This is a genomic window from Undibacterium sp. Rencai35W (genome assembly GCF_049340185.1).
Taxonomy (GTDB): domain Bacteria; phylum Pseudomonadota; class Gammaproteobacteria; order Burkholderiales; family Burkholderiaceae_D; genus Undibacterium.
The window spans coordinates 39,433-55,111 of record NZ_JBMPPC010000004.1 but is presented as its reverse complement, the minus strand read 5'-3'; the positions used below and the strand labels follow the sequence as shown (position 1 = coordinate 55,111).

The following is a 15,679-nucleotide window of genomic DNA, read 5'->3' as shown; positions in this document are numbered from 1 at the left end:
TCCTGAACAAATAACTGAGACAAATTGGATGAAACAGATATCAGCGAAGCAGCAGAGCCGACGCTCTTTTATGAAAGCATTATCAGCAACTGGTCTGGCGGTGGCCGGTTCAGGAAGCGCAGGGGCATTGGCGGCGACACCGATCGCGGATCCCTGGCAAAAGGCGCAGGCGATCGTCGACAGACTCGCTAGGCGTGAAGCATTTCGTGCCGTTGACTATGTGATCACGGACTTTGGTGCGGTCACCTGTCAACTCAGAAAAATCAATGCGTGGATATCATTTGAAGAACAGGCCGAGATAGCGACGCCTGTGGCTGATGCCAGAGATTGTTATCTGGCGATAAAAAAAGCTATTACCGTTTGTCATGCCGCCGGAGGCGGACGTGTTGTGATCCCTGCCGGTAACTGGTTCTGTGCTGGTCCGATGGTATTGTTATCGCATGTGAATGTTCATCTGAGTGCGGGTGCGCACGTTTATTTCAGCAATAATCCGGCCGATTATGCCAAGTACGGTGACTATGCCTGCGGAGAAAATGGCAATCTCGTGATTTCTCGCTGGCAGAGCAATGATTGCCTGAATTTTTCACCGATGATCTATGCCTACGGTCAGGATCATATTGCACTGACCGGCGATGACTGGACCAGTATTGTGGATGGCCAAGGCGGCGTCCCGTTTGATGAAAGCGGCGATTGCTGGTGGACCTGGAAAGGCAAACTGAAAACGATCAATGCCGTGGCTGCGCAGGGATCAACGCCAAATTACAAGAAGGGTAAAGCCTCAGAGAATACGGCGAGTCCACTCAATAATCCCGCGCTGGATCAGCTTGCACCACAGCTTGATCGTCAATATATCAAGCGTATTCAGGGGGATGACGACCGCTGGCTGGCTGATGCTAATTATTTGCCAGCATTGTCCGAAGCAGGCGTTCCGACGGGTAAACGTATCTTTGGTCTGGGGCACCATTTGCGGCCGCCGATGATACAGTTTATTGGCTGCACCAATGTATTCATGAAAGGCTATCAGGTCACGAATACGCCTTTCTGGCAGCATCATCCTGTGCATTGCCGTAATGTCGTTATCGAGAATGTACTCGCCAAAAGCCATGGGCCGAACAGTGACGGATTTGATCCTGAGGCTTGTGATCATGTCTTGATCGACACGTGTACGTTTGATTCTGGTGATGATTGTATCGCGATTAAGGCAGGTAAAAATCTGGATACACAATACGGCCCGTCACAGAATATCGTGATCCAGAATTGCACCATGCAAAGCGGTCACGGTGCGGTGACTTTAGGTAGTGAGATGGCGGGCGGGATACAGAATGTCTACGCGCAAAATCTATTGTTCGAAAATAGACATTGGAAAACGAATCCCCTGAATACGGCGATTCGCTTGAAGACCAATATGAACCGTGGCGGTTATCTGCGTCATTTTTATGTCAGGAATATCTCTATTCCACATGGTGTTCAAACCTCTCCGTCTTTTTATACCTCGCTGCCTGGCTCACCGATACAATCTAAAACCGTAGCGACAGCTGCGGGCGCCATCATCACCTTCGACTGCGATTACGCGCCTGTCAGTGACAATGTCCGTACCCGCCCGCCTATGGTGTCGGATGTCCATATCTCAAACATCACGGTGGGCAATGTACAAGCCCGGAGTAGCCAGCACTCTTGCTATCAGGCGATTGTGATACTGGGGCCGGTCGCCTCTGATTACAACGGTGATGAAACATCACCATTGATATTTCCAGTCTCGAATGTCACGGTCAGTGATTGTGATTTTGGTAGTCCTGCCAATCAGGAACAGGCTTTTTATCTGTATAACGTCAAAGCACTGACATTAAAAAATAGTAAAGTAGGCGATAAAATCATTAACGCAGTTCTGTCGGCTTAGAGTGAATTGCGTTGATGTTGGATGTAAAAAAACAGCAGAGAATTCTGCTGTTTTTTTATGGGAGATTCGATTAATAAGATCAATAAGAATTACGCAAAAGCGACAAATTTCCTGTCACCATATAAATTGAAGCCGCATGCTATATGCGGCTTCCAGAGGTCTTTGGTGAATTCGCGTACCAGCAGGTGCATGCTACTTGCGGGTTCATTTTGATATTGATATTTCACGGAACTGCTTACTCCAGTTTTTCTCTGTATCTTCGTGTCTCTGTGTCTCTGTGTCTCTGTGTCTCTGTGGTGAGAGGTTTTAGTTTTTGCATCAGTCCAAATCAATAAATACGACTGAATAACCAGACAAGCTTAGCCGTTAAAAGCAGCCTCCGGCATACCTTGAACACCTGTGCACACTGCAAAAATAGCACCAGCCAGATCATCGCCAGCGGGTTTGCCTGCGGAGATCGAGGTCACATATAAAGTATCTAGTTTGTCACCGCCAAAAGCGCACATAGATGGCTTTGTCATCGGTAAATCGATTTTTCTATCTAGCTTGCCCTCAGGCGTAAAACGCAGAATACATGAGGCGTCATTCCCACAAATCCAGTAGCAACCGTCGGTATCCATCGCCGCACCGTCGGGGCGTCCTGGATAATTATTCATATCAACGAATATTCTCTGGTTGCTGGGAATGCCTTCATCAATGTCGTAGTCAAAAGCCCAGATGAGCTGACGGCTGGCATGTGAGTCAGACAGATACATGGTACGACCGTCTGGTGACCAGCAAAGGCCATTTTGTACGATGAGATCAGAGACGAAAGCGCTGGAAATACCTGCGTCACCGGTATAACGATATAGGCAACCTTCGGCTCTTGCCGCCGCCATATCCAGAAACATGGTACCGCTCCAGAAACGGCCCTGACGGTCACAACGGCCATCATTAAAACGGGTACCGACAGGCATGTTCGCCGGACTGGCGAGCAGACGCTGAGTCGCAACAGGCGACTTATTTGGCTCGTCTGTCTCGCTTATTTCGCTTACTTCGCTTACTTCGCCAAGCTCAATGCTGAATAGCCCGCTCTCCATCCCCGCAATCAGCCCGCCGCTTTGCTTAAGACTGATACACCCCACCATCTGATTAACTTGCCAATGACGATGAGTTCCCGACCTTGAGTCCCAGCGACCAATCGATTTAGCCGGGATATCAACCCAGTACAATGCCGCTTGAGTCGCGTCCCAGACCGGGCTCTCCCCGACGATGCAGAGTGTGTCCGTGATACGTTCTGTTGTAGTCATAAACTGCCTGGTTTTATGAACGAGACGCTAGCGTCATCTTGCCGTCGATCAGCCGGGCCAATTGCAGAGGATTAGCATCGCTTAAGGCTTCAGGTAACAAATCTGCCGGGAAGTTCTGATAACAGACAGGGCGTAAAAAACGGTCGATTGCCGATGCGCCTACAGAGGTTGATCTGCTATCCGAGGTCGCCGGATACGGACCGCCATGAACCATGGAGTAGGCGACTTCGACGCCTGTCGGGAAACCATTAAACAGGATGCGTCCTGACTTTCTTTCCAATACCGGCAGAAGCTGTCTGGCGATAGCGTGATCTTCTATTGTGGCATGAATAGTTGATGTCAGCTGACCTTCGACATATTCTGCAACCAGCTTCATTTCTTCTGCGTTACGGCACTCTATGAACAAGGAGCTTGGGCCAAAAATTTCTTCTTCCAGGCTTGCCGTATTCAAGAAATGCTGTGCATCACACAAGAATAACTGTGCCTGTGCGGAGCAGGGATGTTCTTCGGTTTTTCCTTTTGCCAGATGCGTTACACCTGCTGCTTCCGCTAAACGATTGACGCCGTCCACATAGGCCTGGTGGATACCGGGGGTCAGCATTGTCGTCGGTGTTTTGGCGCGGAGTATCTTGGATGCTGCATCGACAAAGCTGTCAAAAGATTCGCCGCGTATCGCGATGACCAGGCCGGGATTCGTACAGAACTGTCCCGAGCCTAGTGTCAATGAGTCGACAAAACTCTGCGCCAGACCCGCTGCATTCGCTTGCAATGCCGCAGGCATCAGGAACACGGGATTGATACTGCTCATCTCCGCATAGACTGGAATCGGTTCCTTGCGCTGTGCCGCCGCGTGGACCAAGGCTAAGCCACCGCGACGTGAGCCGGTAAAGCCGACGGCTTTGATCGACGGATTGCTGACCAGGCTCTGGCCTATCTGATTACCGTTACCGATCAGCAGAGAAAAAACGCCCTCAGGCATGTGGCAATCTGCTGCTGCTTTCTGGATGACTTTGGCGATTAATTCCGACGTGCCTAAATGTGCGTTATGGGATTTGACCACGACGGGACATCCTGCAGCCAGTGCCGACGCCGTATCACCGCCTGCCACCGAAAAAGCCAGAGGGAAGTTGCTTGCCCCAAATACGGCAACCGGTCCAAGTGCAATTTTGCGCAAGCGCAGGTCTGGGCGTGGTGGCGTACGATCCGGTAAGGCGGAATCCAGCGTGACATCCATATAATTACCAGACCGCAGGACCTCGGCGAACAGCCGCAGTTGTCCGGCAGTCCGGCCTCGCTCGCCTTCCAGTCGCGCCATCGGCAGACCGGATTCACTTGCTGTACGTTCCAGCAATTCTGCACCGAGGGCAACAATGCCATTCGCGATGGTTTCTAAAAATACCGCGCGCTGCTCTGGCGAAGTATCGCGAAACGCATCAAAAGCCTGATCAGCTAATGCACATGCCTCTGCAACATCGGCCTCGGTAGCCATGCCGAAAGCCGGTTCGATTTCTCTGTTGAGTGAGGGATCGACTGCGTGAATACTGCCCGCGCTACCGAACAGACTACGTTGCCCGATGATCATTTCACCTTTGATGTGCATTACTGACTCCTTGTATTTCTGAAATTACCAGAACCCATTAATTTGATTAGATTGGTGTAATAAGTTCTGACGATGTTGATGTGTTACTGCGCAGTTCCGCAGATGATCCGGACACAAGGATTATTGTGCGCCCTGAGCAAGAATCAAGGCACGTAACTGTTCACTTTCTTCTGCGGTCAAATCTGTCAATGGACTGCGCACGGGACCGGCATCATGTCCGACCAGTCGGGCACCTGCTTTGACAATGCTGACAGCATAGCCTGCTTTGCGATTACGTATTTCCAGATATGGCAGGAAGAATTCGTCGATCAGGCGATTGGTTGTTGCATGGTCGTCTTTGGCAATCGCATGATAAAAATCCATCGCCAATTTAGGTACGAAGTTAAATACGGCTGACGAGTAAACCGGCACGCCAAGCGCCTTGTAAGCACCTGCAAAAATTTCTGCCGTCGGCAAGCCGCCCAAATAAGTGAAACGATCACCCATGCGGCGGCGAATCGACACCATCAACTCAATATCGCCGATACCGTCTTTGAAACCAATCAGGTTCGGGCAGCGTGTGGCAAGTTTTTCCAGTGAGTCTGGCGTCAGGCGGCAAATCCCGCGGTTATAAATAACGACACCGAAATCGACTGATTTGCAGACCGCCTCGACATGCGCGACCAAACCGTCCTGACTTGCTTCAGTCAGATAATGTGGCAGTAACAAAATACCTTGTGCACCGATGCGTTCAGCCTCTTGCGCATAGGCGATTGCACTGCGCGTCGCACCACCGGCACCAGCCAGAATCGGTACTTTGCCACGGCAGGTATCTACCGCAACTTGAATCACATCAGAGTATTCATTCGGCGTCAGAGAAAAAAATTCACCCGTTCCACCCGCCGCGAACAATGCGCTGGCGCCGTAAGGGGCCAACCATTCCAAACGTTCGGCATAGGTGCTCGCTCTGAAATTCCCTTGTTCGTCGAAATCTGTCACTGGGAAAGAGAGCAGGCCAGCCGACATGATGGTTTTGAGGTCTTGGTGATTCATGGTTTCTCCATTAGGCAAAAAGGTATGGGGTGTTTTTATTGATTTTTGAATTTAGTGATACGTCATCGTACAACTAAAACTTCAGTTGGACAAGTATTTATTCGAGCATTTTGTGCTGAGGGGATTGGAGGTGTTTATTTGTTGGTGAACCGGCGTGACTGGATCAGAGCTGGTACAGAGGTGAAGATGAAAGGCAGGAGAAATATTGACAGTGACGGGTGTGGTGATTGCGAATGAGGTTTGGGGAGGTTATTTAAAACTGAATCCGCAATCCCCATGCGCCTCTTGGCACGAAATGCCTTGGAAAGCCGCATCTAGCTTGTGGATTCATGGTGTGAATTTCTAATAATTCTGCGAATACCTGCAAGCAGCTTCCGCTTTATGCATGTTTTATTGGAATAAATTTACACGATGGCAGAACCGTCCAGCAATCAGGCGCGCGCTGATTCCATCAGGTCTTGAGCTTTTCTGAGGCGTTCGCGGCTATTGCTGAGGTGTGTGCGCATTGCGGCGCGTGCTGCCTCTGGATCCTTGCGCAGAATAGCGTCGTAGATATCTTCATGCTCGCGATTGACGCGCTCCAGATACTTTTCGGCATCGTCCTGCACCAGGCTGGCAGTATTGAGTCGCGCGCGAGGAATAATGGTGTTGCCGAGATGGCTCAGAATCTCAACAAAATAGCGGTTGTCGGTCGCCTGGGCGATCAGTAAATGGAATTGGACGTCGGCATCAACCGAGCTATTTTCGGTATTGGTTTTATGTTGCATCGTCTTGAGTGCTTCATGGATTGCTACCATCTGTTCGTCAGTGCGACGGGAGGCGGCGAGCCAGGCGGCTTCTGTTTCCAGGCTGATGCGCAATTCCAGCACGGCTAAGACATCACGCATCGTGAGCATAGTGTCAGCGATTTTGCCTAAATTCGCACTGGCCTGATCCAGAATAAAGGTGCCGATGCCGTGCCGTGTTTCTACCAGGCCAGATGCCTGTAAATGGGAAATCGCCTCGCGCACGACGGTGCGGCTGACGCCGTGCATTTCCATAATCGCCGATTCGGTCGGCAGCTTGTCGCCGGGCTTGAGGCTGCCGATCTGGATGTTGTGACTAATATTCTCAATCACTCCCTGCGCGAGATTTCTCTGCTTCTTTCTTTGAACTGGCAGTGCTAGTGCGGGAGTGGTAGTTGTCATGTTCCGGAGCGATCAACGGAGGTTGATAAGTGAGTGATTCGCTGCATTATACCTGCGTGCGTCATGGATTTGCTGTTTCTGCTGGCCTTGCTCATATGGCGATTCAGGTATTGTCTCTCGCGTCCGGAATGTGGTTTTACCGCTAGTCTGAACGGGCTCAGACTAGCGAATGGTACTCCCATGATTGGCTTGACGACGAATGATTACGATTAAAGGTCCGTAATTTCTTTGTAACGCGGAACCAGCAATTTCATGACTGACCAGGCAATTAGATAGGCCAGCGCACAGCCAGAAAACATGATGGTATAGCCGGTTTGAATTTGACCAAGTGCGCCGTAATAATCAAACAGCCAGCCACCTATTTTTGACACCAGCACACCGCCCAGACCGCCAGCCATGCCGCCGATGCCCACTACTGAGGCGACGGAGTTTTTTGGAAACATATCCGACACTGTCGTGAACAGATTGGCCGACCATGCCTGATGCGCCGATGTGCCTATACCGATCAGTAATACGGGTACCCAGTAGCTCAAGTAGCCCAATGGTTGTGCCAGCAATACCACCAGCGGGAACAGGGCGATCACCAGCATCGCTTTCATGCGACCGTCATACGGAGAATGTCCGCGATTGATAAAAATAGTCGGAAACCAGCCGCCACCGATACTGCCTATCATCGTCATGCTATAGAGCACCGCCAGTGGCAACGTGATCTCGGTTTTTTGCATACCGTATTGGGCGGACAGGTACTTAGGAAGCCAGAATAAAAAGAACCACCAGACGCCGTCGGTCATGAATTTACCGAATACAAACGCCCATGTTTGCTTGTACCCGAGCAAGGCTAGCCAGGAGACTTTTTTACCTGAATCCGCTGTTGCCGCTGTCGTAGTAGCCGACCCTGCCGTAGCGCTGCCAGTGGATGCGTCAGTTTCATTGATGTAGTTCAGTTCGGCTGCCGACAGGCGCTTTTGTTCTTCGGGTTTGTCGTAGTAGATCCACCACGCCAGCATCCAGATAAAACCAATCGCACCGATACCGATAAATGCGGATTGCCAGCCCCATTTTTCGGCAATCCAGGGCACCAGTAATGGCGCAAGAATGGCACCGATATTCGCGCCGGAGTTAAAAATGCCGGTCGCAAATGAACGTTCTCTTTTGGGGAAATATTCTGCCGTTGCTTTAATCGCCGCAGGGAAATTCCCTGCTTCACCCAGCGCGAGAACTGCCCGTGACAACATGAAACCGGCAACGGAGACAGACACGGCGGCGATACCGAATGAACTGAGCATCTGAGCGATCCCGCTGCCCATCGGGATCGAGTAGGCGTGCATGATTGCGCCGACAGACCAGATACTAATTGCCAGAATAAACGCCTGCTTGGTACCGATCTTATCGACCACACGCCCGGCGAATAACATGGAGATCGCATACACGAACTGGAATACCGCCGTGATATTCGCATAATCGGTATTGCTCCACCCAAACTCCTTGGAGAGGTCCGGGGCAAGCAAGCTCAGTACTTGTCGATCCAGATAATTCACTGTGGTTGCAAAGAAGAGCAAGCCACAGATGGTCCAACGATATTTTCCTAGCGCTTGCGAATTCATAGTCATACCTGATCCTGATGTTCTGCTATTGAGATAAGAGCCTGCGACGATCTCAATACGTTTGACAATCTAATGTGCCAGTTGCCGGATGATCATCTGAGTACCAGATCAGGCCGCATCAAACTGGCGTTTTTTCAGAGGCAGGCGGTGTACTCAGCCTCTGTTTGCTTGCTATGTGTTTGCAGTTAACTTGTTAATGACTGGTTGTTTGAGACGAACGCTCTGGAGTCGGTTCCGACAGGCTGGACGCAATGCGCCGGTAGAAAGAGGTAATTCAGCATACAGTCTCCAGTTTTTAATGAGGTGCAATATTACTTGCCCATCGTTTTATTTATACGTTATCGTACAACTTATATTCCTGAAGTGCAAATAAATCTGATGCAGATAAATCGCGGCCATGAAGACTAAAGCCACGGTGGCTCTACAAGCGCAGATCCGTCTTTGCTAGTGGATAAGTTCAGGCAAATTCAGGCAAGCCCGGATAAACAAGGTCAGTCAGACGAATTGACGTCAATAAATGCAAACAACCTACTCAGGGTTAGTCACTGAGGATGACAAACTAAGATGACAACTCAGTACGACAACTCAGTACGACAACTCAGTACGACAACTTATGTAATCGCTGGCGCGACACTTTTTTAAAGAAAGCTATTTATGCTGATCCTTGCACGGTTGCCGTTAATCTTGATATGCGGCTTAATCATCGTCATGGCTGGATGTCAGTATTTACCTGCATCGCAAGGGGCGCATCGCGGGTTGGTATCTGCGGTAAGTACGCAGGACAGCTACACCAATCCGGTAATTCATGCCGATTATTCCGATCCTGATGTGATCAGAGTCGGAAGCCGTTACTACATGACTGCATCGAGTTTTAACAACGCACCCGGGCTACCGTTATTGCAATCTGACGATATGGTGTCTTGGGAACTGGTTGGACATGCTCTGCCTGCTTTGCTACCTGCGGACATATTTGCCACGCCGCAGCATGGCAAAGGTGTATGGGCGCCCTGTTTACGCTATCACGACAATCAATTCTGGATTTTTTATCCGGATCCTGATGCGGGCATTTATGTCATGACTGCGCACCACTTCAACGGACCTTGGAGCGAGCCACGTCTGCTTTTGGCGGGAAAGGGGCTGATTGATCCCACGCCATTATGGGACGATGATGGTCATGCTTACCTGTTACATGCATGGGCAAAGAGCCGCGCTGGATTTAATAATGTATTGACGTTGCGCCGTATGAGCTGGAATGCCAGTCGCATCACGGACGATGGCGGCAAGCTGGTTATCGACGGCAACGCACTCCCGCATTACAAAACGCTGGAGGGGCCTAAATTCTACCGACGTAATGGCTATTACTATGTCTTTGCCCCTGCCGGTGGTGTGGAGGACGGCTGGCAATCAGTGTTCCGGGCAACGCATATCGACGGTCCTTACGAAGATAAGATTGTGATGCAGCAGGGCACATCGCCAGTCAATGGGCCGCATCAGGGCGCGTGGGTACACAATCAGGACGGCACGGACTGGTTTTATCATTTTCAGGATAAGCGGGCTTATGGTCGGGTTGTCCATTTACAGCCCATGATCTGGAAAGACGACTGGCCAGTGATAGGCCAGGATCTGGCTAACACCGGTATCGGCGAACCAGTGGCCAGCTACGCCAGACCGCTGGCTGCGCAAGCTAAAAGGATTGTGCCAATCCCGACTACCGACGAGTTCTCAGAGCCGCAACTAGGTTTGCAATGGCAGTGGAACGCCAACTCGCGGGCAGAGTGGTTTTCGCTGGTGGCGCGGCCGGGACATTTACGGCTCTATACGCAATTTTTTGATCTGGCTGCAGGCCAGTCGAATCTGTGGAATAGCCCATCATTGTTGCTGCAAAAATTACCAGCTGAGAACTTCGTGGTCGATGTCAAACTGGATCCCCATCATTTGCCCGATGGCGGAAGCAGTGGCGTGCTCATGCTGGGATTGAATTATGCCTGGCTGGGTGTGACGCGTCGCCATGGCCGCAATGAAATTGTCCTGGTCAGTTGCGATAAAGCAGATCAATCGGGTCGCGAAAAAATCAACGAGAGTCATGCAGCAGATGATGCTCCCATCTTTTTGCGAATGGCGGTAACAACCGGTGGCGTGGTGCAGTTTTCTTATAGCCTGGATCAGCAGACGTTTATCTTGATTGGTACGCCCTTCAAGGCGACTATGGGGAGATGGGTCGGTGCGCAGATGGGTTTGTTCAGTGTTGCTCAGGCAAGCCTTGTATCAACAAGCAACTCACCAGAGCATTTTGCCGACATTGATTATTTTCGGGTACAGGTGAAATGAGTTTGCATTAGCAAGGGCTCAAACGGCATCTGGAATACTCCATGAAGCCATTGACATTACTAACGGTGCCAGGCAGCCGGATCAAAAAAGATAGTGGATGTTCAATTAAATATGAAGCCACTATCTTTGTCATTGCCGGGTCATCGACGGATTATGGATGCCGGAAGAATATTGTCAGCTCAAGGATTTCTTTTCGCGATCTCGTTACCCAGGTAGCCACCTCCCGCAGCACCGGCAATCGTTGCCAGCGTGCGACCATTGCCACCACCTACCTGATTACCTAACAAGCCACCGATGACCGCGCCTATGCCGATGCCGAGAGGACTATTCGGGCTATTACGATTATTACGGGCGACAGGTGCCTGTGTTGAGGACATTGGATTTGGGTAGCCTGAGTTGCCCTGTTCAAGCTGCTTATTCGACGCTACATACGATGCTGGATGCACAGGGCGTGACGGATGTACGACATGCGCAGTGTGTGCGCTTGGTGCGCGCTGTGGCGTCTCATATTGCGGCTGTGCTGCTGCCTGAGCTAATGGTGTGATTGCTGATGCGCTAGCAGGCAATGCAGCAGGCGCTACGGATCCATGTGAGTTCGGCAACAGTCCTGTAATTGCGGCGGCGCCCAGCAAGCTGACCAGGATCACCGATCCTGCGGCGGTAGCGACGATAGGGTGAAGGCGATTTACTGTGCGGCTCTGTTCCATGTTGATCTCCATTTAATAACAAGTTCCATACTTGTAGTCAGATAACGCACTCGCGTCGACAAATACCGACAGCGTAATTGTTTCAGAGGTAATCAAATGTAAGCAGATACGGAACGATGGCGCAGCTATTCGTTATAAAATGTTGCATCTGCAAAAAACTCTTTACAAAAAATATACACATTATGCGAAGGCTCGCCCAGACAAAGCGCTCATTATGGCAAGCGCTTATTTTTGCTCTGCTCGCACAGGCATCGAATCAGGCCATGTGTGATGAGACCATTGCAGAACCGACTGACAGGGCAGGCCGGGATCCGATCGGTATTGAAGCCGGATACGTGTATACCCAAGGTAAATACTCCTCCACAGTCGAGAGCAAAAGTACGGTAAAGAATCTGACCTTGTCATGGACCGCATTTGACATGGACTTTCAGTTCACAACGCTTTATCTTGAGCGGACAGCACCTGCCGGTACCATTATCGCCCGAGTGAAAAAAGTGGTCACGGTCACGCCGCGCATCGTCTCCTCCTCAGGTGCTGGCGATCTTAGCCTGTCAGTCAATAAAGAAATATTCACCGATCCGGCAACCGCTATTGCGGTGAATGCCGTTGGCGAAATGAAGATAGCTACCGCAGATAGCGCAAAGGGACTCGGTACCGGTAAGAACGACTATACCGTCGGACTGACCGCCAGCTATCCGTTTGAAACCGCAGTCGTTAGCGGCGGCGCAAAATACTCTGTTCTGGGTGATCCGGGAAAAATCAAAGTCAATGGCATCGTAGAGGACATCCGTTTTAATAATATCTGGTCCGGTTATTTCGCATTCACCACCGAACTGACCTCCAGAAGCAATGCCACATTCAGCTTTAATATGGCGCAACCTTCGGGAACTGCCACCAATTATTACCAGGTACTGGAGCTCGCCACGTCATACCGTTTCAGCGAGGCCGCAAGCCTGCGAATATTTACGTCAAAAGGCACCAATCAAAACAGTCCTGACTGGAGCGCAGGGTTGGTGTTATCGGGAAATTTTTGAGTTGCTGCTCAAGCTGCTGATACCAGTCAACGCGAATAACTTCCCTTCTCTTTGAACGAGCGCGTAGAACAAGCGGCTTACGATCTCCAGCCTGAATATGTGAATCAGGCATATGTTGCAGAATCCTATCTGCGATAAATTCTGTGTCCGGATGCCATTTATATCTCTGGTATCGCGCTTAACTTCGCTGCTGTATCAAGGGCGAACAAGGCGTCGTCAATTATTTTCTGCGCATTGTCACCATTACCGGCAGTCGCGGCAACAATCAGACGTGCACTCAGGCAAAGACGTAAAGCACTGACAGAGGGTTCTTGGTTACGTCCGATCATCACTGGTTGACCGAGCTGGATTCGTCGGTCTTGTTGCTGCAATTGCCGGTATACATGAAGGGTTTGACTTTGATTAAGCAAGCGACCTGAGCTATCTTTTAGCAGAAAAGAAAAGATGCTGGGAAATCGATCCCATGACAGTGCAGTATTGAGGATGACGCGATCTGGCCATATCACCGGTAACAACACTAAGTGAGTCTGCTGCTGAAAATAGGCTTGTACACCGTCCAAGAACTGAGAAAGAAAATTACAAATAGCAGATTCTGGCACAGCCCGGAACGCGCGCAATTCGGACAGGGCGGCGACCCACCTTAGCAACAATCCGTAGTTTGCCTCTCTGTTTAAATTATCTGCACCAGTCCAGTCGTCTGGCCAGTCTGCGCGACTAGAGTAGGCACTTAAGCCCGGTGACAATGGCAGTTGCCGGAATTGGTTTCGCAGAGACGGAGGAATAAAGAGTGCCCCCGAAAAGCTAGGACCACCAATGAATTTTGAACCTGTCACGGCGACCATAAAACCTAGCCGCAAATAGCCATGCAAACTAACATTAGAAATCCGGAATTGGCAGGCATCTACCATGACATAAAAATGGTCCGGGTATTTGCGTTGCAGTTGAACGGCGAGGTCGATTGACGGGCCTAACATCCCTGTTTTTGTCACATCGGTGAGTATCAACATGACTCGCTGACATTTCGTGATCGCATGCTTCACCAACACCTCGATCTCAGCATCAATATGAGTGAGTTCTCTGGCGGTACCGTCAATATGCCGGATAGACACCGTGCGCAACTCAACAGGAAATGCGCCATCGATTTGCTCACCGGTATTGACCTGAACTCCCAATGCAGAAAACTGGCTAAAGTGTTTGCCGCTTAACGCATCAGGAACCGCACTTCCTGTTTCAGCCGGTTCGACCATGATGATAAGTGCCGCTGCTTCTGGCTCGTCCTGTGCTTCAGGTGCTTTCTGTCCATTCGTATTCGATCGCGACGCCATTAACTGCGCGGCGATTAAATGCAAATCCGTTCCTGACGCAGCGAACACAATATCAGTACCAGAGACATCCGCAACGTAGCGGTCATCACCGGCAGGCAATGCCAGGTCGCACAGACATTTCAGTTCTTGTCGTACTTCCTCGATCGCTGCCGCATAAGCTTGGTAGGCTCCTGTGTTTTGTTCTGCGGCCAGTATTTTCTGATAGCGCTCTTCTGCTTCCCGGTACGCGGTGAGTGAAATCGTTGATGCTGTCGCCGAGCCAAACGGCAGCGACTCCGGATCTGGTGTGACGCCGCAGCCATATTTATTGCGACCATTTTCTGCGAGTGAAATTCTTTTGTCGCCACCCTCCGTGAGAAGTTGCGCAAAGTCTGATATTGCTATCGTGTTAGTCGACATAAGAATTTTCCGGCTTATCCACGTTAGCCTTGATACGCCGGAGACATGGAGGCCGTTTTAATCAGCAAATCTCTAAAGGCCGAGAACAGCTTCTTCATCGGACCCTGTTTATACGAGAACATATCGACCGGATCCATCGCATGGACAATCATGTCGCTATCGACTTCGAAAATCAACAGCTTTCCATCTGGCGTTTCGCCGCAATCTATCCCAACATAATCTAGGCCAAGACGTTGATAAATTTCGTCGAACGCTGTAGCGTGACGAACACTGAAATCCTCATCGAAGCTCTCCATAAAACGCGCTTCCTCCGCACGTTTTTCCGCACTTTCGGTCATGCCTGCGTTTAAATAATGGATCATCCAATGTGTCGATATACCCATGTGAGAGATGAACGGTTTTCCATCGATCAGGATAATGCGATATTTTCTAAATTGACCATCAGCGCTACGATAATCGACAAATTTTGCAATATAAAATTCTTCACTTGGAATCGCTTGCAGATAGTCCGGCATATCGTCTGGCGATAAAATTTTACGCAGTCCCTGACCCGCATGAGATCCGAGCGGACGCACGATCACCGGAAAATCATCGCCCTCCAGAATCGCGTCCACTTTCGCACGGCCTGATCCTAGCTGCGCTACAATCTCGCGGCTAATACGCGCAGAGCCGGGCATTGCGACACCCGCCGCATCCTTCAATACGACACTGGCGTGGTCACGACCCAGATTCGTAATGAGTGCTGGTACGTTGATGACAGGTGTCGGCCAGGCTTGAATAATTTCTTGCAAGTCCATCAGCAAATGATGTTTGTCATCAGCTTCACCAACGGCGACAAACATCACGTCATGTTCCGGCAGTTCAGCCAGCGCAGGAATGCCAGCGCCGACGTACAGCATATCTAGTGCAATATCAGAGTTTTCGATCAAAAATTCCAGAGGCGTATTCGCCATCAAATCGCCATCGGTCATCAAGGCAAGTAAGCGAACCTTGGGTTTGCCGCTTGCTGGAATAGAGTACAGCGGCTGCAGTTTCAGCGCCTCCATTTGTGCGGACAGTGCCTCCTCACGATGTCCAAGCAGCATAAGTACCGTAGCCAGATTCATCAGGGCATGTGCATCTTCAGGATGCTCCTGAGAATATTGAATTAATTCTGCGCATAAGGGTTTGAGATCCTCATCGGCAAAAGCTCTTCGCATCAGGGGGGCAAGTCCTATCAATTTGCTTTGTTGCGCCGCACTGGACACGGTTGAGCTGGTTTCGCTGGCATTTATCAT

At 50.4% G+C, this 15,679-nt stretch carries 11 protein-coding genes; 3 read left to right on the top strand and 8 right to left on the bottom strand.

Features of this window, described 5'->3' with window-relative positions; translation table 11 throughout:
* Nucleotides 1–70 precede the first annotated feature (70 nt).
* Complete coding sequence (locus tag ACO0K3_RS09905; RefSeq protein ID WP_422984143.1) at nucleotides 71–1,897, top strand: glycoside hydrolase family 28 protein; 1,827 nt, start codon at nucleotides 71–73, stop codon at nucleotides 1,895–1,897.
* A gap of 359 nt (nucleotides 1,898–2,256) precedes the next feature.
* On the opposite strand, the gene ACO0K3_RS09900 is transcribed toward ACO0K3_RS09905, so the two are convergent.
* The 5 genes from ACO0K3_RS09900 to ACO0K3_RS09880 form a co-directional block, all read right to left on the bottom strand.
* Nucleotides 2,257–3,186 carry an SMP-30/gluconolactonase/LRE family protein gene (locus ACO0K3_RS09900; RefSeq protein ID WP_422984141.1) on the bottom strand — a complete coding sequence of 310 codons (930 nt, stop codon included), beginning with the start codon at nucleotides 3,184–3,186 and terminating at the stop codon, nucleotides 2,257–2,259.
* A gap of 13 nt (nucleotides 3,187–3,199) precedes the next feature.
* On the bottom strand, nucleotides 3,200–4,786 hold the full coding sequence (locus tag ACO0K3_RS09895; protein WP_422984139.1) for an aldehyde dehydrogenase (NADP(+)): 1,587 nt from the start codon (nucleotides 4,784–4,786) through the stop codon (nucleotides 3,200–3,202).
* Nucleotides 4,787–4,906: 120 nt separating this feature from the next.
* Entirely contained in the window at nucleotides 4,907–5,818 is a 912-nt protein-coding gene (gene kdgD / locus ACO0K3_RS09890) for a 5-dehydro-4-deoxyglucarate dehydratase (protein ID WP_422984137.1), read from the bottom strand.
* 431 nt (nucleotides 5,819–6,249) lie between these two features.
* The gene (locus ACO0K3_RS09885; protein WP_422984135.1) at nucleotides 6,250–7,005 is read right to left on the bottom strand and encodes a FadR/GntR family transcriptional regulator; all 756 of its coding nucleotides are present in this window, start codon (nucleotides 7,003–7,005) and stop codon (nucleotides 6,250–6,252) included.
* A gap of 209 nt (nucleotides 7,006–7,214) precedes the next feature.
* The gene (locus tag ACO0K3_RS09880) at nucleotides 7,215–8,609 is read right to left on the bottom strand and encodes an MFS transporter (protein WP_422984821.1); all 1,395 of its coding nucleotides are present in this window, start codon (nucleotides 8,607–8,609) and stop codon (nucleotides 7,215–7,217) included.
* A 654-nt stretch (nucleotides 8,610–9,263) separates the two neighbouring features.
* On the opposite strand from ACO0K3_RS09880, the gene ACO0K3_RS09875 reads away from it, so the two are divergent.
* Nucleotides 9,264–10,937, top strand: coding sequence for a glycoside hydrolase 43 family protein (locus ACO0K3_RS09875; protein WP_422984133.1), 1,674 nt, complete (start codon nucleotides 9,264–9,266; stop codon nucleotides 10,935–10,937).
* Nucleotides 10,938–11,116: 179 nt separating this feature from the next.
* Here ACO0K3_RS09875 and ACO0K3_RS09870 read toward each other — a convergent pair whose 3' ends face one another.
* The gene (locus tag ACO0K3_RS09870; protein ID WP_422984131.1) at nucleotides 11,117–11,644 is read right to left on the bottom strand and encodes a glycine zipper 2TM domain-containing protein; all 528 of its coding nucleotides are present in this window, start codon (nucleotides 11,642–11,644) and stop codon (nucleotides 11,117–11,119) included.
* A 182-nt stretch (nucleotides 11,645–11,826) separates the two neighbouring features.
* Between ACO0K3_RS09870 and ACO0K3_RS09865 the strand changes: the two genes are divergently transcribed.
* Nucleotides 11,827–12,678 (top strand): hypothetical protein, encoded by an 852-nt coding sequence (locus ACO0K3_RS09865; RefSeq protein ID WP_422984129.1) that lies wholly within the window; start codon nucleotides 11,827–11,829, stop codon nucleotides 12,676–12,678.
* Between the two features lie 158 nt (nucleotides 12,679–12,836).
* On the opposite strand, the gene ACO0K3_RS09860 is transcribed toward ACO0K3_RS09865, so the two are convergent.
* Nucleotides 12,837–14,402: a hypothetical protein gene (locus ACO0K3_RS09860; protein ID WP_422984127.1), complete on the bottom strand. Its 1,566-nt coding sequence runs from the start codon at nucleotides 14,400–14,402 to the stop codon at nucleotides 12,837–12,839.
* A gap of 23 nt (nucleotides 14,403–14,425) precedes the next feature.
* Nucleotides 14,426–15,679: a RimK family alpha-L-glutamate ligase gene (locus tag ACO0K3_RS09855; RefSeq protein WP_422984125.1), complete on the bottom strand. Its 1,254-nt coding sequence runs from the start codon at nucleotides 15,677–15,679 to the stop codon at nucleotides 14,426–14,428.